The organism is Luteibacter sp. CQ10 (genome assembly GCF_040900725.1).
Lineage (GTDB): Bacteria > Pseudomonadota > Gammaproteobacteria > Xanthomonadales > Rhodanobacteraceae > Luteibacter.
In genome coordinates this window covers 389,130-410,533 of sequence record NZ_JAEUYM010000001.1, presented here as the reverse complement: position 1 = coordinate 410,533, position 21,404 = coordinate 389,130, and the positions used below count along the sequence as shown (strand labels likewise).

The following is a 21,404-nucleotide window of genomic DNA, read 5'->3' as shown; positions in this document are numbered from 1 at the left end:
AGCGCTTCGCCTGAAGGCTGGGATAAAGGCCACTCCTTATCGTTTCAACCGCAACTATCCGACGACCATCCAGGGCATAAGGCGATTTCATCCGAACTTAGGATGAATTACGCGCAAACTCTTGCGAACCCGTGACTCACACGTTATGTTCGTGTGACGTCGCCATGCGCCCAGGGGTTGGCGCGACGCGGGTGTCCCCACACCCAAACCCTTTCTTTACCCACAAACGAGTGCCGCACCCGGCGCTACTACAAGCTGTTCAGCCTTGCCGATCAAGCAGGGCCAGGGAGACTTTGACCATGACAAACCGCACCCTGCTCAAGCGCACCGCGCTCGTGTCGGCGCTGGGCGCCTGCCTGCTCGCCGGTTCCGCCTACGCGCAGAGCACCGTCGGCGACATCTACGGCACCGCCACGGCCTCGCAGACCATCCAGGTCCAGAACCTCGGCTCGGGCGCCACGCGCGCCGTGACCGTGGGCGACGACGGCCACTACCGCGTGTCGTCGCTGCCGATCGGCAGCTACCGTATCAACGTGCAGCAGAACGGCCAGACCGTCTCCACGCGCGACATCAACGTCATCGCCGGCCAGTCCGCGCAGGTGAACTTCGCCGCCGCGGGCGATTCCGCCGCGCAGGCGCTCGACACCGTCACCGTGTCGGCCAATGCGCTGGCGCAGATCGACGTCGCCACCGTGGAATCGCGCACCAGCTTCACCGCCGACCAGCTCGAGAAGCTGCCGGTGCCGCGCAACGTCGTCGACGTGGCGGCGCTCACCCCGGGCACCACCAAGGGCGACTCGCGCTTCGGCAACCTGCCCTCCTTCGGCGGCGCGTCGGTGGCGGAAAACAGCTACTACGTCAACGGCTTCAACGTTACCAACCTGTACAACAACCTGTCGTTCTCCGAAGTGCCGTTCAACGCGATCGAACAGCTCGACGTGCAGACGGGCGGCTACGGCGCGCAATACGGCTTCTCCACCGGCGGCGTCACCTCGGTGATCACCAAGCGCGGCACCAACGAGTGGAAGGGCGGCGCCAACTGGGTCTACCAGCCCGCCTTCGCCCGCGAGAACGAAGACAAGACCTATCGCAAGAACGGCACGCTGTACCGCAACTACGACCGCAACTCCGATAACGACAACGTCTACTCGGCGTGGCTCGGCGGCGCGCTGGTCAAGGACAAGCTGTTCTTCTACGGCATCTTCCAGTCGCACAAGGAAAGCTCCACGCTCTACCCGATCGCACCGGGTTCGGGCACGGGCAATTCCACCACGGCGGCCACCCGCACGAAGAACAGCGATCCGTTCTACCTGATCAAGCTCGACTGGAACATCAACGACAGCAACATCCTCGAGTACACGGGGATGAACAACACCAAGCACCAGACGAGCAACTACTTCACGGCCAACTACGCCGAGGACGGCACGCCGTCGACGACCGACTACCGCGGCCAGCGTCGCGTGAAGACCGGTGGCGACGTCAACGTGTTCAAGTACACCAGCTACATCACCGACGACTTCACTGCCAGCGCGCAGTGGGGCAAGATGAAGAGCAAGAACTCGTCCGATTACATCAGCCCGGACGGCACGCACACCCGCTACGACGGCAACATCAACGGCCCGCGCACGGGTTGCCCGTACGTGATCGACGCCCGCGACAGCACCACCAATGGCCTCACCTCGCCGTACGCCTCGTGCTACCTCGCGTCCACCACCGACATCTTCAACGGTGAAGACCAGCGCACCGCGTGGCGCGTCGACCTCGACTGGAAGATCGGCGACCACGACATCGCCGGTGGCTTCAGCCGCGAGAAGTGGCGCTCCGAGAACGGCCAGAGCTACGCCGGCGGCGTGCTCTACTACTACCAGACCGACAGCGACGGCTCGCTGCACGGCACGCCGGGCCAGGATTTCGTGCAGGTGCAGAACTACCGCACCGGCGGCTCGGTCACCGTCGACCAGAAGTCGTGGTTCCTGCAGGACAACTGGCAGGTCACCGACAACGTCCTCGCCTACATCGGCGTGCGCAACGACTCGTTCACCAACAAGAATGGCGCCGGCGAGAACTTCGTGCGCCAGGGCAACATCTGGCAGCCGCGCCTGGGCTTCTCGTGGGATCTGTTCGGCGACTCCACCACGAAGATCTACGGCACGGCCGGCCGCTACTCGCTGCCGATCGCCGCCAACGTCGCCCTGCGCGCCGCCACCGCGTCGTACTACACGATGCAGGACTTCGCGTACGGCAACGTCGACGGCCGCGGCATCCCGCAGCTCGGCGAAGCCCTCGCCCCGGTGCAGATCGTCAATGGCGAGAACGGCAGCACGCCCGACCCGCGTTCGGTGGCCGATCGCGACCTGAAGCCCTACTCGCAGGATGAATACATCCTGGGCATCCAGCACCGCATCACCAGCGACAACGACTTCCTCAACGACTGGGTGGTCGGCGCCAAGGCGATCTATCGCCGGCTCAACAACGCCATCGACGACACCTGCGACTGGCGTCCGTTCTATGCCTACGGACAGTCGCTGGGCCTGAACGTCGGCAACGATCCGTTCACCCCGCCGGCGAACATGCCGGGTTGCTACATCTTCAACCCGGGCAGCGAGCTCACGCTCAACCTCGATCTCGACGGCAGCGGCCAGCTGCGTGAAGTCACCATCCCGGGCAACAAGCTGGGTCCGAAGGCCAAGCGCAGCTACCAGGCCGTGGTGCTCACCGCCGAGAAGGCCAGCGGCGACTGGTACGTCAACGCGTCGTACACCTGGGCGAAGAACTACGGCAACACCGAGGGCCTGGTGAAGTCGGACAACGCGCAGACCGATACCGGCACCACCAGCGCGTTCGACTATCCGGAGCTGATGAACGGCTCGAACGGCTGGCTGCCGAACGACCGTCGCCATAGCTTCAAGGTCTACGGCGGCTACAAGATCACCCCCGAGTGGTCGGTGGGCGTGAACGGCCTGCTCGAGTCGGGCCGTCCGACAAGCTGCTTCGGCGGCGGTTCCGGCGTGCCTTACGGCATCCCGGGCTACTCGTCGTCCTACTTCTACTGCGAAGGCGAAGTGGACCAGCGCGGCCATGGCAAGCGCCTGCCGTGGAACTGGTCGCTGAGCCCGAACGTGGTCTACACCCCGTCGTACGTGAAGGGCCTCACGGTGCAGCTCGACGCGATCAACGTGCTGAACAACAGCAAGCCGATCGCCGTCAGCGAAATCGGCGAGCGCGCGAACCAGACGTTGTACGCCACCACGTACCGCGTGCCGACCTACTACCAGACGCCGCGTTATTTCCGTCTGATGGTGCAGTACGACTTCAGCCTGTAAGGATTCGGCTGTCGCTCGTGAAAAGAGCCGCCCTTTCGGGCGGCTCTTTTTTTATGATTGCACTGACGAGGCGCCTTTTGAAAAGCGGGTCTCGACCTGTTAGGGAGGTGACCGCTTCAACGGCACCGGAAGGGTTCCCGCAAACCCCTTCGCCGATACGATCGGCTCCCACCCTTCGGTAGCAACGCTGCGCCGCCGATAGGACCCATTCCACCGTCTCGGTAGCAAGGCTTCGACGACCTGCCTACCGAAGGGGTGGGAGCCGATCGTATCGGCGAATCCTGCGAAGCGGCACGTCGAGGATTCACCGCGACCGTTCGAACGCTAAAGCACCAACGGCCTGTCCGGCAGCTGGTTTTCGCGAGACGAACCGTCGCCGGCATAGTGCGTCGCCAACAATGCTCCCGCCTCGGTGACGCCCGTAAGCAGGCCTTCGCGAAACCGCCCCGCGGCGAACTCGTCACGCATGTGCGCGGTGATCGATTCCCACTCGCTCGCGGTAACGCGCTTGGCGATGCCCCGATCGACTACGATTTCGATGCGATGCTCCGCGAGCAGCACGTAAAGCAGCACGCCGCAGTTCTCTTCGGTATCCCAAACGCGAAGATGAGCAAACAGCATCGCGGCGCGATCACGCGCGGTGACGCCCTGGACGACCGCGCTCAACGGCAACCGCGACTCGATCGCCACGCGCAATTCGCCACGATGTTTTCCCTCGCCCTCGGCGACCAGCCGGGTCACCGCCTCGAGCACCTCGGGCGGAAACGCCCGGCCGATACGGAACCACTCGCCGAAAAGGTTTTGCCTTATCCGTCGCATGTCCATTACCAGTTCCCCGACGCGCCGCCACCACCGAAGCTGCCGCCGCCCCCGCTGAAGCCGCCGCCACCGCCGCCGCCGAAGCCGCCGCCCCCACCGAAACCGCCACCACCGCCCCAGCCGCCGAAGCCGCCCCAGCCCCCGCCGCCGATCGAACGACCAGCACCCCCGGGAATGGCCATGAAGAGGGCGCCGGCGACGAGTCCGAGCACGCCGCCGAGAATGGAATGCATGAACAGCCAGCCCAGGCCGCCGGTGATCGCGCCGCCCAGGGGCATGCGCACGCCCAGCGGCGCGCGGCCGAGTAGCCCGCGCAGGAACAACACGCCGAAAATCAACGGCAGGAGCAAGTGCCCGCCCCCGCTGCGACGGCGCTCGTGGCTGTCGTCGGGATTCACCGGCGCCGGCAACGATTCGCCCTGCACGATCTGCGTGATGGCGTTGAGCGCCTCGTTGATGCCGCCGTAGTAATCGTTGACGCGCAGCTTCGGCGCCATGTACTCGCGGATGATGCGGGCGGCGATGGCGTCGGGAAGCGCGCCCTCCAGGCCGTAGCCGACCTCGATGCGCACGCGTCGATCGTCCTTCGCCAGCAGCACGAGTACGCCGTCGTCGGGGCCCTCGCGCCCTACCTTGTTGGCCTCGGCCACCTTAAGGGAGTAGTCCTCGAGATCGTCGGGCTGCGTCGTGGGCACCATCACCACGACCACCTGGGAGCCCTTGGCCTTTTCCAGCGCGACCAGCCGGGCGTCCAGCCGATCGACCTGGTCGGCACTGAGCGTGCCGGTGAGATCGGTGACGTGGCGCGTCAGCTTCGGCACGGCCGGCTCGTCGGCCGCCGGCGACGCCCAAGGCGCCACCAGCAGCGCGACGGCCAGCCACAGCCCGGCCGCGAAACGACGCATCAGCGGCCGGCCGACGTAGCCGGGGCCGGCGCGCCGCCGAAGTCGACGGTGGGCGCGGTGGAGATGGCCTTTTCGTTCTCGACGCTGAAATTGGGCTTGACCGAGTAACCCATGACCTTGGCCGTGAGGTTGTTCGGGAACGAGCGGATCAGCGTGTTGTACGACTGCACCGCATCGACGTAACGCTTGCGCGCCACCGTGATGCGATTCTCGGTGCCTTCGAGCTGGGCCTGGAGATCGCGGAACGAGCCGTCGGCCTTCAACTGGGGATAGTTTTCGCTGACCACCAGCAAGCGCGACAGCGCGCCGGAAAGCTGGCCCTGCGCCGCCTGGAATTTCGCCAGCGCTTCAGGGTCGTTCGCCTGCTCGGGGCTCAGTTGCACCTGGCCCACCTTGGCGCGGGCGTTGGTCACCTCGGTGAGCACGCGCTCCTCGTGCTGGGCATAGCCCTTCACGGTGTTCACGAGGTTGGGTACCAGGTCGGCGCGGCGCTGGTACTGGTTCAGCACTTCGGACCAGGCCGCCTTGACGGCTTCGTCCTCGCGCTGGATGGCGTTGTAGCCGCAGCCGGACAGGAAGCCGGCGAGGAGGACGAGGGCGAAGGTGCGGACGAGTGTCTTCATGGCGGCGGTTCCTTGTGTTGTGCGCGCACAAGGTAGCGCAAATTCGTGCGCCCTGGCTTTCAGAAAAACCTTGGCCAGAGAATCAGTGCCCAGCTGACACCCACCATCAGCAGCAACAGGAAGACGGCCGCCGAGCCCATGTCCTTGGCTCGTCCGGCCAATTCGTGAAACTCGGGGCTGACCTTGTCGACCACCGCCTCGATGGCCGAATTCAGCAGCTCGGCCGAGAGCACCAGGATCGGGAACGTGATCAGGACGATCTTCTCCAGGGCGCCCTGGCCCAGCCACAGGCCCAGCGGCACGACGACCACGGCGAGGTAGACCTCGAGCCGGAACGACGCCTCGTAGTGGAAACAGGCACGCAGCCCTTTCATGGACCACTGGAAAGCCGAAAAGACCTGGCGCGGACCGCGCGGGACGTTGGATGCCATGGACGGTCAGATGCCCGTCGGAACGGCCGCGGGAGCGGTCCGGAAAGTCGGATGGACGGGACGATGCGGCATGTCGGGCGGCGTCGGAAGGGTTTGAAATGGCCCCCTACTATGCCACAGCGGCCTGGTGGGCGGCTTAGGGGCCATCCGCGTCACGGGTGCGTGGCGAATCGCCGCGCCCCTCTGGCGGCGCAACACGACCCGGCGGACCATTTGGGTTAGTCTTGACCAGTTATGGCCTCGTTCAGGGTCATGGCAACGGGAGTCGCGTTTTTTCGCGACTCGCTGTTTCCAATGCGCACGGAATCTACATGGCACTTCAGAACCCGCCCGTTTCCCAGACCCGATCCTTCAGCACGGTCTTCCTCATCGAGATGTGGGAGCGCTTCGGCTTCTACGGCATGCAGGTGCTGATGGTCACCTACATGGTGAAGAAGCTCGGCTTCGCCGAAGTCGACTCGAACCTCATCTGGGGCGCGGCGTCCGCCCTCATCTACGCCACGCCGGCCATCGGCGGCTGGATCGGCGACAAGTTCATCGGCACCCGTCGCACCATGCTCACCGGTGCCGTGGTGCTCATGATCGGCTACGCATTGCTGTGGATTCCCACCAACAACAGCCTGTTCCTGTACGTCGCGCTGGGCGTGATCATCCTCGGCAACGGCCTGTTCAAGCCCAACGCGGGCAACCTCGTGCGCAAGATCTACGAGGGCGACGAAGTGAAGATCGACAGCGCGTTCACCATCTACTACATGGCGGTGAACGTCGGCTCGACGATCTCGATGCTGCTCACGCCCTGGATCCGCGACTACGTGGGCGAGCACTACGGCGACGCGCTGGGCTGGCACACCGCCTTCGGCGTCTGCTCCATCGGCCTCATCCTCGGCCTGATCAACTACTTCTTCATGCGCCACACCCTGGCCCACATCGGCTCGGCGCCGGACGAGCGCCCGCTGGTGGGCCGCAACGTGGCGGGCGTGGCCGCGGGTGGCCTGGCGATCATCGCCGCGTCCGCGTTCATCCTGCAGAACCAGGACGTGGCCAAGGCCTGCGTATACCTTGCCGGCGTGGTGATCCTGGGCATCTTCGTGCACCTCATCCGCTCGGTGGAAAAGAGCGAGCGCGCCGGCCTGATCGCCGCGCTGGTGCTCACGGTGCAGACGATCTTCTTCTTCATCTTCTACCAGCAGATGTCGACCTCGCTGAACCTGTTCGCGCAGCGCAACGTCGACCTCGACTTCGGCCTCTTCGGCGTCCACATCCTTCGCTGGATTCCCGAGCAGTTCCAGTCGCTGAACGCGATCTGGATCGTGATCCTCTCGCCGATCCTCGTGTGGATCTACAACACGCTCGGCCGCCACGGCAAGGATTTCTCCGTGGCCGCCAAGTTCGCCCTGGGCTTCGTCGCCGTGGCGGTGGGCTTCTTCATGTACGGCCTGGGCGCGAAGACCGCCGTGGGCGGCCAGATCTCGTCCTGGTACATGGTCTGGGGCTACGGTTTCTATTCGCTGGGCGAAATCCTCGTCAGCGGCCTGGGCCTGGCGATGATCGCCCGCTACGTGCCGGCGCGCATGGGCGGCTTCATGATGGGTGCCTACTACGTGGCCTCGGGCGTCGCGCAGTACATGGGCAGCGTGGTGGCCAATTACGCCGCGATTCCCGACAACATCACCGATCCGCTGCAGTCCCTGCCGATCTACACCAGCCTGTTCAACAAGCTCGGCTTCGTCGGCGTGGGCTGCACCGTCATCGCCGTGGCGATGCTGCCGCTGATGCGTAAGCTCTCGCTCGACCACGCGCTGGCCGACGTTCCGCCGGTGCCGCCGGTGCACAACGAAGACCTGTGATACCCCGCGAAGGGCCGCCCGGACGGGCGGCCCTTCGACCATGAAGAGATCGACGTGAGCGACCACCTGCATTCCCCGACGTCCCGCTCCGGTCCTTTCGCGCTAGCGCGCACCCTCGCCTGGCTTCGCCTGTGCGCCATCGCCGGCCAGAGCGTGGCGATCCTCTCCTGCGTCACCCTGCTCAAGCTCGACGTGCCGTTGCTGCCGCTGATGCTGGGCGTGTGCGTGCTTGCGGTCTTCGCCGCTGCCGCGTCGTTCCGCCTCGGCATGCCCTGGAAGATGACCGAAGGCGAGGCCATCGTGCACATCGCCGCCGACACGCTGGTGCTCGGCTACCTGCTCTATTTCACCGGCGGCGCATCCAACCCCTTCGTGACGCTGCTGCTCGTACCCATCGGCCTGTCGGCCGCCGCGTTGTCCATCACCGGCGTGTCCCTGGTGGCGATCCTCACCGGCGTGGCCTACGTCCTGCTGGTGCCCTATCACCGGCCCCTGCCCTCCCTGGGCAACAAGGGACTGGATTTCGATCTCTACGTCGCCGGCCTGGGCGTCAACTTCGTGATCATGGCGATCCTGCTCGGCGTGTTCATCAGCAACCTCGCGAAGGCGATCCGCTCGCAACGGGACGAAGTGCAGCGCGTTCGCGAGCGGGCGCTGCGCGACGAGGGCATCCTCGCCATCGCCACGCAGGCGGCCGGTGCCGCGCATGAACTGAATACGCCGCTGGCGACGATGCGCATGCTCTTGCCGGAGATCCGCCGCGAACACGCGGGCGACACGCCCCTGGGCGACGACCTCGACCTGCTCGAAGGCCAGGTGGAACGATGCCGCACCATCCTTCGCGAGATGGTCGCCTTCGGCAAGGCGCAGCTCTCGCAGGAACCCGAGCGGGTCACGCTCGACCAGTTCGTGCACAGCTGCATGGAGCGCTTCCAACTGCTGCGTCCGGAAGCCGACGTCACCCTCGACGTGGAACCCAACGCGGCGCGGCTTCGCCTGCGCTCGCCGCCGGGCTTGCGCCACGCGCTGATCAACCTGCTGAACAACGCCGCCGACGCCTCCGCGCTGAACGACAGCGCCGCCGTGTCCTTCGGCATCCGTATCGACGGACGCTGGCTCGAACTGATCGTCACGGACGAAGGGCCCGGTTTCGACGAGTTCGACGAACTCGGCACGCTCGGCCTTTCGCAGAAAGACACCGGCCTCGGCATCGGCCTCGCGCTGGCCGAAGCCACGGCGGAGCGCCTCGACGGCGAACTGGCCGCCAGCAATACCGGCCACGGTGCCCAGATGCGCCTGCGCCTGCCCCTTTCGGTCATCGGAGACCCTGCATGAACGACCTCACTCCTCCCACCGGCCGCCCCTTGCTCATCGTCGACGACGATCCCACCTTCGCCCGCGTGCTGGGGCGTGCGCTCACCTCGCGCGGATTCGAGGTGATCAGCGCCGACAACGCCGACGACGCGCGCGCCCTCACCCGGCGGCACCAGCCGCGCTACTGCGTGCTCGACCTCAAGCTCGGCGACGAGAACGGGCTGCGGCTCATTCCCGAATTGCAGTCGCTGGTGCCCGACATCCGCGTGCTGCTGCTCACGGGCTATGCCTCGATCGCCACCGCCGTGGAAGCGATCAAGCGCGGCGCGCACGACTATCTCGCCAAACCGGTGGATGCCGACGCCGTGGTCCGTGCGCTTCTCGATGGCGACGGCGGCCCCGCCGACGTGGACGATCCGGTCGACGCGCCCGACGCGCCGCTGCCGCTGCGCCGGCTCGAATGGGAGCACATCCAGCGCGTACTCACCGAATGCGAGGGCAACATCTCCGAGACCGCGAGGCGCCTGGGCATGCACCGCCGCACGCTGCAGCGCAAGCTCAGCAAGCATCCGGTCCGCGAACGGCCCGAGGAGAACTGAGCATGCGCCGGCTCGCCCTGCTCGCCGCGCTGGCCGTCTCACCGCTCGGGCATGCCCACGACATGCACGGCATGGCGATGGGCCACGAAGCACCCCTGGGTTTCGATGCCGCCATCGATGCCAAGGGGCGCCTCTGGGTGGTCGACACCGTCGGCGACCACGTGCGCGTGCGCCGTTCCGACGACATGGGCAAGGGCTTCGCCCTCTCCACCATCGTCAATCCCGCCGGCGAGCCGATCTACGCCGAGGGTGAAAACCGTCCCAAGCTCGCCCTCGGCCCGCAAGGCGAGCTTTACGTGACCTGGTCGCAGCCGCGCAAGGCGCCGTGGACGGGATTCGTTCGCTTCTCGCGCTCGCTCGACGACGGCGCGCACTTCGACGCGCCGAAGACGGTGCACGTGGACCGGGCGGAGATTACCCACCGGTTCGATTCGCTCGCCGTCGACGGCAAAGGCCGTGTCGTGGTGGCCTGGATCGACAAGCGCGACCTCGAAGCGGCGACCCAAGCGGGCAAGCCCTACCTGGGCGCCGCCACGTATTACAGCTGGTCGACCGATCGCGGCGAGCATTTCGTGCCGGAACGCAAGATCGTCGACCAAAGCTGCGAGTGCTGCCGCATCGCCCTCGCCCGGGCACCCGACGGTTCCGTCAACGCGTTCTTCCGCGCCATTTACGGCGACAACATCCGTGACCACGCCTTTGCCACGCTGTCGGTGGACGGCGGTCATCCGGCCGTCCAGCGCGGCACCTTCACCCAGTGGCACATCGAGGGCTGCCCGCACCACGGGCCCTCGCTCGCCATCGACGCGTCGGGCGTGAAGCACGCCGTATGGTTCAGCGCCGCGGACGACAAGCCGACCATCAGCTACGGCCAGCTCGTGCCGGGCAAGCCGCCCGTGCACACCGCCGTCGTCGCGACCACCGGCGCTTCGCATGCCGATCTGGCCGTGGACGGCCAGCGCGTGTGGATCGCCTGGAACCAGATGACGGCGTCAGGGCTCGACCTGATGTTGCGTGAATCCACGGATGGCGGCGCGAGCTTCGGACCGCCGCGCGCGATCGCGCATACCGACGGCGCGTCGGGCTGGCCGAAGTTCGTCCTGTCGGCGCACCAGCCCTTCGTGGCCTGGAATCCCGGCGGCATGTTCCGCCTCGTGCAGGTCACGCCATGAAGCGCCTGGCCGGCATCGCCGCCCTGGCGCTCTGCACCGTAGCGCAGGCGGCCCCACCGGCACCGCTCGCTTCCGGCGACGTCGCGGCACTGCTGGCGCCTCCGTCGAAGGGCGTGAAGGTGATCGCGATCTGGGCGCTGGACTGTGCGTACTGCGAGGAGAACCTGTCGGCCTTGCGCGCTTGGCAGCGCACGCATGCCGACGTCGATCTGGTTTTCGTGTCCACCGACGCGATATCGCAGGCCGGCGCGATGGAAGCGCGGCTGAAAGCGGCGAATCTCGACGACGTCCCGTCGAGGGCATATGCCGACGCCACGCCGGAGCGGCTGGATTTCCTCATCGATCCGTCGTGGGGTGGGGAGACGCCGCGCACGGTGGCGATCCGGGCCGACGGGTCGAAGAAGGCGATGAGCGGGGCGTTGGATGCGGATCGCATCGCCCGGTTGATGCGCTGAGGCGGCCTGATTCACCGATGCGATCGGCTCCCACCCTTCGGTAGGCGGCTCGCCGAGCCCTGCTACCGAAGGGGTGGGAGCCGATCGTATCGGCGAACGATGAACCCTCAGGCCTCGATGGGCTGCGGATTCGGGAACCGCACGCTGGCGATGCGATTGGCACCGGGCAACGAACGCAACTCCAGCGGCCACTGGAACCGATCCGACAACCGCCGCGCGATGGCGAGGTCGAACCCATGGCGATCCACCGCGGCATGCCGCCGGCTGCCGGGTTCGGGAACGTCCACGGCGGGATTGATGACGCTCACGCTGCCGGGCATCACGGTAACCACGATGGTGCCCTGGTCGGTCTGTTGGAGCGCGTGCCGGATCAGTTGCCCGCACAGCACGGCGAACACGCGCGGTGACGCATGCAGCGCGAAGCACGCGGGCTCGTCGAGAATCAATTCGACCGGCCGTCCCGCGATGAGCTCGCGCGCGTAATCCACTTCCTGCCGCAGCACCTTGTTGACCACGAAGTCCTCTTCCGCAAGCCCCTGGTCGGATTCGCGGGAGAGAATGAGGAACGCCTCCACCAGGGATTCCAGCTCGCGCGTGGAGCGGCGGATGCGTTCCAACGAGCGATGCCCGAACCCGGACAGGTCGGTCTCGTCGGCGAGCATGTCCGCCGACATCTTGATCACCGTGAGCGGACTACGCAGCTCGTGGCTGGCATCGCGGGTGAAGTTGCGCTCGCGCTCGCCGTAGCCTTCGATGCGCGACGCCATGCCGTGCAGCCCTCGAACCAGCGAGGCCACGTCGTTGTCCGAATGCACGCCGTCCCGACCGCGAAGCCCTTCGAGATCCGGGCGTTCGGGGTCCCAGGCGTCCATCAGCCGCGCCAACGCCGCCACCGGCAGCCACTCGCGCGACACCGCCAGCCAGGCCAGGCCGCCCGAGCAAAGCATGATGAACACCGCGGCCCCCAGCGGCGCCACGTTGTTCGCGGCCATGATCGAGGCGACCACGACCACCAGCGTCTGCAGGATCATGACCAAGGCGACGCGGAACCGGAACGATCCGCGCCGACGCCGTCTGCCCTGGGAACGACCCTCATCCATACATTGCTACATCCAGCCCCGCGACGTCGGCATCAGGCAGTGTGTTGGGAAGCGGCGACCTCGGAATCGAGGTCGGCGAGGCGATAACCCGCCGAGTGGATCGTGTGCAGCAGCGGACGATCGAACGGCTTGTCGATGACACGGCGCAGGTTGTAGAGGTGCGAACGCAGCGTATCGGAGTCGGGCAGCGTGTCGCCCCAGATCTCGCGCTCGATGTCGCGGCGGCTCACCACGCGCGGGGATTCGCGCATGAGGATCGCCAGCAGCTTCAGGCCGATCGGGGACACGGTGAGTTCCTGCCCACCGCGCGTCAGGCGCAGGGTGGCGGTATCCAGCGTCATGTCGCCCACGGTGAGTACCTCGGACGACACCTGGCGGCGATCGCGGCGGATCAGCGCACGCAGGCGGGCTTCCAGCTCACGGACTTCGAACGGCTTGACCAGGTAATCGTCGGCACCGGCCTCAAGGCCCACGAGCTTGTCTTCCAGCGTGTCGCGCGCGGTCAGCATGAGCACCGGCGTGGATTTCTTGCCGTCCTTACGCAGCTTGCGGCACACGTCCAGGCCGTCCATGCCCGGCAGCATCAGGTCGAGCACGACCACGTCGTAGCTGTTGGATACCGCCAGGTGCAAGCCGCTGACGCCGTCGGCGGCGTAGTCGACGGAATAGCCACGACGCTCGAGGAACTCGCCGACCATCTCGGCGATCTGGCGGTTGTCCTCGACGAGGAGAACCAGGCCAGCCTGCTCATCACGGTTGCTCATCGCTCCACTCCTCTTTGGTGATTCACAAATGTGAAGAGTTAACGGCCGGGCCGGTGAGTACAGCGTGAAGGCCGGAAAAGTCGATTCATTCTGGGTGGGGCAACGTCGACGTTATGTCGTTTACATCAGCAGCGGCGAAAGCATTTTCCACACGTTTTCCGCCACCCTGGGCTCTCCCTTGGCCGTAGGATGCAGACCGTCATCCTGCATCAGCGAGGGGTCCAGCGCCACCCCGTCGAGCAGGAACGGCACCAGCGGCACGCCGTGTTTCTTCGCGGCATCGGCATAGACGCGGCGCAGGCCGTCGCGGTATTGCGGGCCGTAATTCACTGGCAATTCGATGCCCAGCAGCAGCACCTTCGCGCCGGATTTCTTCGCGGCGTCGATCATGCTGTCGAGGTTGTCGGCCAGTTGCCCCAGGGGTAATCCCTGCAGGCCGTCGTTGGCGCCCAGTTCGATCACCACCACGCCCGGCTTGTTGCGTTTCAACAGCGACGGCAGCCGGTTACGACCGCTCAGGGACGTTTCGCCGCTGATGCTGGCATTGACCAACGTCCACGGCGTCGCCATCTTCGACGTGCGAGCGTTCAGCAGGCGCACCCACCCGGCTTCGACCGGAATGTTGTGCGCCGCCGATAGCGAGTCCCCGAGCACCAGCACCTCACGCGGCGGCGCGGCCGCGGAGGCCATGGCGCACCAGACGAACAGCAACACCACCATCAGGCAACGACGCATGAGCGATTCTTCCCGTGTTCTTCTCGAAGTGGCGGATGTTAGCAAGTCGGTTTTCGGCCCGGAGGGGCGACTGGACATCCTCTCGGGGGTGAACCTGCGGGTGAGCGAAGGCGAGAGCTTCGCCATCGTGGGTGCGTCGGGATCGGGCAAGACCACCCTGCTTGGATTGCTCGCCGGCCTGGATGTTCCCACGACCGGCAGCGTGCGCCTCGGCGGCCAACCCCTGGAAGGGATCGACGAAGAGGCGCGCGCGGCGATCCGTCGCCGCCTGGTCGGCTTCGTGTTCCAGTCGTTCCACCTGTTGCCGGCGCTCACGGCGGAAGAAAACGTGATGCTGCCGCTGGAACTGGAGGGCGACGACGACGCCCGCGACCGGGCCCGGGCCGCGCTCGACACCGTCGGCCTCGGCGCCCGACGCCGCCACTACCCGGCGCAGCTCTCCGGCGGCGAACAGCAGCGCGTGGCGTTGGCCCGCGCCTTCGTGCATGGCCCGCGCATCCTGTTCGCCGACGAACCCACCGGCAACCTCGACCAGCACACCGGCGAACACGTGGGCGACCTGCTGTTCGACATGAACCGGCAACACGCCACCACCCTCATCCTGGTCACCCACGATCCCCGCCTGGCGGCGCGCTGCGCGCGTTCGGCCGAACTGCGCGAGGGTCGCCTGGGGGTGGCCGCGTGAACGTCGCCCGCCTCGCCCTGCGCACCCTGCGCCGCGAATGGCACCTCGTCGAATTGCGCACCCTCGCCGCCTCGCTCGTGCTCGCGGTGATCGCGCTCGGTGTCGTCGCCACGATTTCCACACGCCTGGAACGCGGCATCCTCGCCAGTTCGGCCGAACTGATCGGTGGCGACGTCGGCGTCTCCGCGCCGGCGCCCTTGCCCGAACCGATGCTGCGCGCGGCCCAGGCCGACGGCCTGCGCGCCTCGCGAGGCGCGCAGTTCCGCAGCGTGGCCTTCGTCGGCGAGCGCAGCCAACTGCTCGACGTGCTGGCCAGCGACGGGGCCTACCCGCTGCGCGGCACGCTGACCGTGCGCGATGCGACCGGTCGCGATCGCGATGCGCACGGCCCGGCGCGCGGGGAGGTCTTCCTCGATCACCGGGCCATGGTGGGGCTCGGCATCCACGCCGGTCAGAACGTGCAGATCGGCGGCCGCGACCTTCGCGTTTCCGCCGAACTGGTCCGCCAGCCGGACGGCGGCGAACTGTTCGCGCTCGCGCCCCGGGCGCTGATGAACCTGGACGATGCCGCCGACGCCGGCCTGCTCTCGGTCGGTAGCCGGGCGAGCCATCGCCTGTTCGTCGCGGGCGATCCCGGCGACGTGGCGCGCTGGCGCGCCAGCATCGAAAGCGCGCCGTTGCCGGCCGGCGGCGAGCTGATCACGCCGGAAAAGATGCAGGAGCGCATGCGCAACGCCTTCGACCGCGCGGGCGCCTTCCTGCGCCTGACGGCCCTGCTGTCCGCCCTGCTCGCCGGCGTGGCCATCGCCCTCGCGTCCGCTCGCTATGCGCGGCGCAAGGCGTCGGAGGTGGCCCTGCTTCGCGCTCTGGGTACGCCGCGCCGACGCGTCGCGGCCTTGCTGGTCTCCACCCTGGCCGCGCTGGCGATTCCCGCGGCCGCCCTGGGGATGGCCGTGGCCCTGGGGCTTGCGCAGGGCGCCTGGTATTTCGCGCGCCAGCTGTTCGACGACGTGCCCACCACGCTCCCGCTCGGACCGGCCTTCGCGGCGGCGGCCATGGGCCTGGCCGTGCTCGCCGGGTTCGCGCTGCCGCCGCTCGTGCGCCTGGCCGAGGTACCACCGGTGGCGGTCTTCCGCGAATCGATGCAGCGTCGCGTGCGCCGTTTCGACGCGCTGTACCTCGTGCCGCTGGCCACCGCCGTCGTGCTGATCTGGTTGCAGAGCGATTCGCTGCGCCTGGCCGGCATCCTCGCCGTGAGCCTCGCGGGCGTCGCGCTGGTAGCCGCCCTGCTGGCTGCCTTGTTGCTGGTGATCGCCCGACGCGTGGCACCCGGCGCCCATCCCGCCCTGCGACTGGGCCTGGCCGCGCTGGCGAGGCGTCGGGGCCTGTCGCTCGTGCAGGCCACCGCCTTGTCGCTCGGCCTGTGCGCCCTGCTCCTGCTCGCCGTCATCGCGCCCTCGCTGCTCGACGGATGGCGGCGCGAGCTGCCCACCGACACGCCCAACTGGTTCGCGCTCAACCTCCAGGACGACCAGCGCGACGGCTTTTCCGCCGGGCTGGCCCGCATGGGCGCCACGCAGGTCAACATGATGCCGCTGGCGGTGGGCAAGCTCACCACGATCAACGGCCAACCCGTCGACAAGCTGCCATTCCTGAGCGACGACGAAAAGGAATCCGCCGACCGCCAGCTGCGCCTGTCGTGGAGTGCGGAGCTTCCGCCGTCGAACAAGGTCATCGAAGGCGCCTGGGCGGGGGCGTCGCCCGCGCAGGCCGAGGTGTCCGTGGATACGTCGTGGCGCGACCGATTCCACCTGAAGCTGGGCGACACGCTGGGCTTCGAGGTAGGCGAAGGTACGCTGCAGGCCAGGGTCACGAGCGTGCGCCAGGTGGACTGGACGTCGTTCCGGGTGAACTTCTTCCTGCTCCTCGATCCAGCCCATGCGGCGGAGCTGCCGCATACGTGGTTGACGAGTTTCTACCTGCCGCGCGGCCACGGCGACGCCTTGGCGAAGGTGTCGCGCGACTACGGCAACCTCAGCCTCATCGACGTGGACGCCCTGCTCGACCGCGTACGCGAGATCGTCGATCGCGTCGGCACGGCGGTGCGCTGGGTACTCGGCTTCAGCCTGATCGCCGGCGCACTGGTGCTCGCCGCCGCGCTGGCGGCGAGTGCGCAGGAGCGTCGCAAGGAGGCAGCGCTGCTGCGCACGCTAGGCGCAACGCGCATGCAGTTGCGCGCCGCCGCCGCGTGCGAGTTCGCCCTGCTGGGCGGCGTCGCGGGCCTCACCGCCGCGTTGGGTGCGCTGGGCGCGGGTCTCTGGCTGGGACAGGCGGTATTCCGCATCGAGCATTTCGTGCCGCCGGTGTGGCCGCTGGTCGGCGCGGCGGCGCTCGCGGCCTTCGTGGTGATGCTGATCGGTTTGCTGGGGACGCGGCGGGTGTTGCGGACCTCGCCGATGGCGTTGTTGCGCGAAGGGTGATCGCGATCTGGATTTCGCCGATACGATCGGCTCCCACCCCTTCGGGGGTGGGCGTCCTACCAACGGGGTGGGAGCCGATCGTATCGGCGAATCACGCTGGCGATGAACTACCGGGTTGCACCATATCCAGCGCCATCACGATGGCATCCTCACGCCCGCCCCGCGCCGGGTAATACCCCGGCCGGCGACCGATCTCACCGAAGCCCAGCGATTCGTACAGCGCATGCGCCACCGGATTGGACGGCCGCACTTCGAGAAATACCCGCTCGGCGCCGTACCAGCGCGCGAGATCGAGCAGGCGCCGCATCATGCGACGGCCGCAACCGAGACCGCGGTGCGCGTCGTCGATGCATACGTTGAGCACGTGCGCCTCGCCGGCCGCCACCGAGAGGATGCCGTAACCGGCGACGACGCCGTCGTGCGCGATGATCCAGCAGTTGTGCCCCGCCTGGAGGCAGTCGCGAAAAATGCCCGGGCTCCAGGGAAACTCGTACGACGCCTGCTCGATCGCCGCCACGGCGTCGAGGTCTTCGCGGCGCATGGCGCGCACTTCGGTCGAGGGACGGGCGACGGCGACCATCGGCCTCACTCCCTCGCCAGCGCGCGACCCAACGCACGCAAGGCGTTCCAGAGGCGGCGCTTGGCAACCGCCTTGAAGAGGATGTCGGACGGGGTGTCCACCAGTACGATCTGCGCCGCGCTCATCACCGCGGCGGGCAGCTCGTGGCCGAGCGCCCTCGCCTGCGCTTCGCCGAAAACGAGATAGGCCGCGGCCACCGGCACCTGGCCCAGGCCGCGCTCGCTCACTTCGAGCCTCGCGGCCCGGCCCGTCACCGGCCCGAAGGCCCGCAACGCGCGGCCCACGAGGTCGAGTTCGCGCTCGCTGCATCCGGCCGGCAGGATCACCACGCAAGGCACGCGGCCGTCGGCGGCGGGAGCGTCGTTCGCGGACTCCGCGGCGACGGAACCACCCACGCGAAGGCGCCACGGCGTGACGCCCATGGCGCGGAGCAGCCGGTCGCGGCGTGGCAGGGCCTGGGTCATGCCGTCATTCCGTCGGGCGCGGCACGTGGCGGCGTGCGCGACGGCGATGCGCGGCCCGGCCCCACAGCGTCATGACCGGACCGGACACGGTGTAGATCACCGCCACGGCGAACAGCACGCGCGCGGTGTCGATCACCAGCAGCACCACGATGAGCACGGCGGCGATGAGCCAGATGAAGGGCACGCGGTCGCCCTTGGGCCACGCCTTGAAGCTGAAATAGCGGACGTTACTGACCATCAGCAGGCCCGCGATGACCGCCATGGGCATCGTGAAGAAAGCCACCGACGGGCCGGACACCTCGAATTTTTCCATCGTCCAGACGAACGACATGCACAGCCCGGCGGCCGCCGGGCTGGCTAGGCCCTGGAAGTAACGCTTGTCGGCCACGCCGACCTGGGTGTTGAAACGGGCCAGCCGCAACGCCGCGCAGACGGCATAGATGAAGGCGGCGGCCCAGCCGATCTTGCCCCACACGCGGCCGTATTCGGCCAGCGAGGACAGCGACCAGGTGTACATCACCAGCGCCGGCGCCAGGCCGAAGCTGACCAGGTCCGACAGCGAATCGTATTGCACGCCGAATTCGCTCTGGGTGTTCGTCAGGCGCGCGACCCGACCATCCATGCCATCGAGGATGCCCGCCACGAACACCGCCAGCGCCGCCGTGGCGTAATGGCCGCCGATCGCCGAGACGATGGCGTAGAAACCGGAGAACATCGCGCCGGTAGTGAACAGGTTCGGTAGCAGGTAGATCCCGCGATGGCGCGGGCCCCGGGCTGGGATCGGTTCGCTCATGGGCCGTCGGCTTGAAATGGGTGTCCAGTGTATCCCACGTGCCGTGAAGCGTCAGTCGGACGCCTTCCGAAGCGCGACCTGCGTCGCTTGCGCCCCCTTCGAGCCGGTGCTACTTGTGTGCGCCACCTACCATCGGATTATCGACATGCGCCGCTGCCTCGTCCTCGCCGTCCTGATCGTTGCCTGTCCGCTGGCGATGGCCCAGGCCTACAAGTGGAAGGATCCCCAGGGCGTGACCCACTATTCCGACGCACCGCCGCCGGCGGGCGCGTCGAAGGTGGAAAAACTGAAGATACCCACCGCAGGTGCCGCTCCCACAGCCGCCGCCACCACGGCACCCGCGCCCCGCCCCGCCCCCGATACCCGGGCCGATACCCCGGCCAACCGTGCCGCGCTCTGCGACCAGGTACGCAAGAACCTCACCATCCTCGCCAACGAAAAGACCATTACGATGGACGACGGCAAGGGCGGCACCAAGCCGGTGGACGACGCGACCCGCGCCGCCGAACTGAAGAAGGCCCAGGCGCAGCAGACCCTATACTGCCCGGCGTAACCCCTGATCGGCGCCGGGGCGTCCTATAATCGCGGGTTCCACCCCGCGGACGATCGCCCGATGCGCCTCAGCCAGTTCCACCTCGCCACCGTCAAGGAAGTCCCCGCCGACGCGGAAATCGCCAGCCACCGGCTGATGCTGCGCGCGGGCATGATCCGCAAGCTCGCCTCGGGCCTCTACACCTGGGCGCCGCTGGGCCTGCGCGTGCTGCGCAAGGTGGAGGCGGCCGTGCGCGAGGAAATGAACCGCGCGGGCGCGATCGAGGTGCTGATGCCGTCGGTGCAGCCGCGCGAGCTGTGGGAAGAAACCGGCCGCTGGGAAAAATTCGGCGGTCAGCTCCTGAAGATCAAGGATCGCAAGGAACAGGAGTTCTGCTACGGCCCCACGCACGAGGAAGTCATCACCGACTTCGCGCGCAACGAGCTGAAGAGCTACAAGCAGCTGCCGCTGAACTTCTTCCAGATCCAGACCAAGTTCCGCGACGAGATCCGCCCGCGGTTCGGCGTGATGCGCGCGCGCGAGTTCCTCATGAAGGATGCCTACTCCTTCCACCTCACCCCCGAATCGCTCGGCGAAACCTACCAGGTGATGTACGACGCCTATTCGCGCATCTTCACCCGCCTGGGCCTGGAGTTTCGCGCGGTGGACGCCGACACCGGCGCCATCGGCGGCAGCGCCAGCCACGAATTCCAGGTGATCGCCGACTCGGGCGAAGACGCCATCGCCTATTCCGACGCATCGGCCTATGCGGCCAATATCGAAAAGGCCGAGGCACTCGCGCCGGCCGGCGAGCGTCCCGCACCGTCGGCCGATCTCGCCCGTGTCGACACGCCCACCCAGCGCAGCATCGACGAAGTCACCGCCCTGCTCGGCGTACCGGCCGCGCAGACGGTCAAGACCATCCTCGTACGCGGCCGCGACGGCCTCGTGGCGCTGTGCGTGCGTGGCGACCACGAGGTCAACGAGGTGAAAGCGTCGCACCTGGACGAGCTGCCGGATGAATCCGAACTGGCCAGCGAGGAAGATATCCTCGCCGCCACCGGCACCCGGCCCGGCTTCATCGGCCCGGTAGGCCTGCCGGAGACCATTCCCGTCATCGTCGATCGCAGCGCGGCGCTGCTCGCCGACTTCGTCTGCGGCGGCAACCAGGACGGCACCCACTTCACCGGCGCCAACTGGGAGCGCGACGCGCGCGTCACGCGCGTTGCCGACATCCGCAAGGTGGTCGAGGGCGATCCCTCCCCCGACGGCAAGGGCCACATCCGTTTCGCCCGCGGCATCGAGGTCGGCCACATCTTCCAGCTCGGCCAGAAATACGCTGAGGCCATGGGTGCGGGCGTGCTCGACGAACAGGGCAAGATGCGCACCATGTACATGGGCTGCTACGGCATCGGCGTGAGCCGTATCGTGGCCGCCGCCATCGAGCAGCGCCACGACGACGCCGGCATGATCTGGACCGACGCCATGGCCCCGTGGCGCGTGGCCGTATGCGTCATCAATCCCAAGAACGATCCGGCCGTGGCCGACGCCGCCGAATCGCTCTACGCGGAACTCGCCTCGCGCGGCATCGACACCGTGCTCGACGATCGCGGCCTGCGCCCCGGCCCGATGTTCGCGGACATGGAGCTGATCGGCATCCCGCATCGCCTGGTGGTGAGCGGACGCGGCCTCGAGGCGGGCACGTTCGAATACCGCGCCCGCACGGACAGCGAAGCCCGTAGCGTGACCCGCGACGAATTGTTCGCCTTGCTCGGATAAGCGT

The 21,404-nt window shown here is 67.4% G+C and carries 20 protein-coding genes; 10 read left to right on the top strand and 10 right to left on the bottom strand.

Going from position 1 to position 21,404, the window contains the following annotated elements:
* The first annotated feature begins 299 nt into the window (after positions 1 to 299).
* Positions 300 to 3,323 carry a TonB-dependent receptor plug domain-containing protein gene (locus JNG39_RS01935; protein WP_368309345.1) on the top strand — a complete coding sequence of 1,008 codons (3,024 nt, stop codon included), beginning with the start codon at positions 300 to 302 and terminating at the stop codon, positions 3,321 to 3,323.
* A 324-nt stretch (positions 3,324 to 3,647) separates the two neighbouring features.
* On the opposite strand, the gene JNG39_RS01930 is transcribed toward JNG39_RS01935, so the two are convergent.
* From JNG39_RS01930 to JNG39_RS01915, 4 genes are read right to left on the bottom strand one after another with little or no spacing between them, the layout of a single operon-like run.
* Positions 3,648 to 4,148, bottom strand: coding sequence for a TPM domain-containing protein (locus JNG39_RS01930; RefSeq protein ID WP_368309343.1), 501 nt, complete (start codon positions 4,146 to 4,148; stop codon positions 3,648 to 3,650).
* Complete coding sequence (locus tag JNG39_RS01925) at positions 4,148 to 5,047, bottom strand: YgcG family protein (RefSeq protein WP_368309342.1); 900 nt, start codon at positions 5,045 to 5,047, stop codon at positions 4,148 to 4,150. Before JNG39_RS01925 ends, JNG39_RS01930 begins: the two co-directional genes overlap by 1 nt.
* Entirely contained in the window at positions 5,047 to 5,670 is a 624-nt protein-coding gene (locus JNG39_RS01920; protein ID WP_247373848.1) for a LemA family protein, read from the bottom strand. The genes JNG39_RS01925 and JNG39_RS01920 overlap by 1 nt, the downstream gene beginning before the upstream one ends.
* Before the next feature lie 59 nt (positions 5,671 to 5,729).
* Positions 5,730 to 6,101 carry a diacylglycerol kinase gene (locus tag JNG39_RS01915; RefSeq protein ID WP_368309341.1) on the bottom strand — a complete coding sequence of 124 codons (372 nt, stop codon included), beginning with the start codon at positions 6,099 to 6,101 and terminating at the stop codon, positions 5,730 to 5,732.
* Positions 6,102 to 6,412: 311 nt separating this feature from the next.
* Here JNG39_RS01915 and JNG39_RS01910 point away from each other — a divergent pair, with 311 nt between their 5' ends.
* Genes JNG39_RS01910 through JNG39_RS01890 form a run of 5 tightly spaced genes read left to right on the top strand, consistent with a single transcriptional unit; the run spans position 6,413 to position 11,488 of the window.
* Positions 6,413 to 7,948, top strand: coding sequence for a peptide MFS transporter (locus JNG39_RS01910; RefSeq protein WP_368309340.1), 1,536 nt, complete (start codon positions 6,413 to 6,415; stop codon positions 7,946 to 7,948).
* Between the two features lie 54 nt (positions 7,949 to 8,002).
* Complete coding sequence (locus JNG39_RS01905) at positions 8,003 to 9,283, top strand: ATP-binding protein (protein ID WP_368309338.1); 1,281 nt, start codon at positions 8,003 to 8,005, stop codon at positions 9,281 to 9,283.
* A complete protein-coding gene (locus tag JNG39_RS01900; protein ID WP_144911201.1) occupies positions 9,280 to 9,861 on the top strand; it encodes a response regulator transcription factor in 582 nt (193 codons plus the stop codon). The genes JNG39_RS01905 and JNG39_RS01900 overlap by 4 nt, the downstream gene beginning before the upstream one ends.
* A 2-nt stretch (positions 9,862 to 9,863) precedes the next feature.
* Positions 9,864 to 11,033 (top strand): sialidase family protein, encoded by a 1,170-nt coding sequence (locus JNG39_RS01895; RefSeq protein ID WP_368309337.1) that lies wholly within the window; start codon positions 9,864 to 9,866, stop codon positions 11,031 to 11,033.
* Positions 11,030 to 11,488 (top strand): TlpA family protein disulfide reductase, encoded by a 459-nt coding sequence (locus tag JNG39_RS01890; protein WP_368309335.1) that lies wholly within the window; start codon positions 11,030 to 11,032, stop codon positions 11,486 to 11,488. Before JNG39_RS01895 ends, JNG39_RS01890 begins: the two co-directional genes overlap by 4 nt.
* 107 nt (positions 11,489 to 11,595) lie before the next feature.
* Here JNG39_RS01890 and JNG39_RS01885 read toward each other — a convergent pair whose 3' ends face one another.
* From JNG39_RS01885 to JNG39_RS01875, 3 genes are all read right to left on the bottom strand, one after another.
* Complete coding sequence (locus JNG39_RS01885) at positions 11,596 to 12,519, bottom strand: sensor histidine kinase (protein ID WP_368309333.1); 924 nt, start codon at positions 12,517 to 12,519, stop codon at positions 11,596 to 11,598.
* A 101-nt stretch (positions 12,520 to 12,620) separates the two neighbouring features.
* Complete coding sequence (locus JNG39_RS01880) at positions 12,621 to 13,352, bottom strand: response regulator transcription factor (RefSeq protein ID WP_144911209.1); 732 nt, start codon at positions 13,350 to 13,352, stop codon at positions 12,621 to 12,623.
* 120 nt (positions 13,353 to 13,472) lie between these two features.
* Positions 13,473 to 14,087 carry an arylesterase gene (locus JNG39_RS01875; protein ID WP_368309332.1) on the bottom strand — a complete coding sequence of 205 codons (615 nt, stop codon included), beginning with the start codon at positions 14,085 to 14,087 and terminating at the stop codon, positions 13,473 to 13,475.
* Here JNG39_RS01875 and JNG39_RS01870 point away from each other — a divergent pair.
* Together JNG39_RS01870 and JNG39_RS01865 are read left to right on the top strand one after the other, a co-directional pair.
* A complete protein-coding gene (locus tag JNG39_RS01870; protein ID WP_144911213.1) occupies positions 14,086 to 14,772 on the top strand; it encodes an ABC transporter ATP-binding protein in 687 nt (228 codons plus the stop codon). The two genes, JNG39_RS01875 and JNG39_RS01870, sit on opposite strands and share 2 nt — an antisense overlap.
* Complete coding sequence (locus JNG39_RS01865; protein ID WP_368309331.1) at positions 14,769 to 17,252, top strand: ABC transporter permease; 2,484 nt, start codon at positions 14,769 to 14,771, stop codon at positions 17,250 to 17,252. Before JNG39_RS01870 ends, JNG39_RS01865 begins: the two co-directional genes overlap by 4 nt.
* Before the next feature lie 91 nt (positions 17,253 to 17,343).
* Here JNG39_RS01865 and rimI read toward each other — a convergent pair whose 3' ends face one another.
* Genes rimI through pssA form a run of 3 tightly spaced genes read right to left on the bottom strand, consistent with a single transcriptional unit; the run spans position 17,344 to position 19,089 of the window.
* Positions 17,344 to 17,832 (bottom strand): ribosomal protein S18-alanine N-acetyltransferase, encoded by a 489-nt coding sequence (gene rimI / locus JNG39_RS01860; protein WP_368309330.1) that lies wholly within the window; start codon positions 17,830 to 17,832, stop codon positions 17,344 to 17,346.
* 5 nt (positions 17,833 to 17,837) lie between these two features.
* Complete coding sequence (locus JNG39_RS01855) at positions 17,838 to 18,296, bottom strand: hypothetical protein (RefSeq protein WP_368309329.1); 459 nt, start codon at positions 18,294 to 18,296, stop codon at positions 17,838 to 17,840.
* Positions 18,297 to 18,300: 4 nt separating this feature from the next.
* Positions 18,301 to 19,089, bottom strand: a complete 789-nt coding sequence (pssA, locus tag JNG39_RS01850; protein WP_368309328.1) for a CDP-diacylglycerol--serine O-phosphatidyltransferase — start codon at positions 19,087 to 19,089, stop codon at positions 18,301 to 18,303.
* Between the two features lie 145 nt (positions 19,090 to 19,234).
* Between pssA and JNG39_RS01845 the strand changes: the two genes are divergently transcribed.
* On the top strand, positions 19,235 to 19,642 hold the full coding sequence (locus tag JNG39_RS01845; protein ID WP_368309326.1) for a DUF4124 domain-containing protein: 408 nt from the start codon (positions 19,235 to 19,237) through the stop codon (positions 19,640 to 19,642).
* 60 nt (positions 19,643 to 19,702) lie between these two features.
* Entirely contained in the window at positions 19,703 to 21,400 is a 1,698-nt protein-coding gene (locus JNG39_RS01840; protein WP_368309324.1) for a proline--tRNA ligase, read from the top strand.
* Positions 21,401 to 21,404 lie beyond the last annotated feature (4 nt).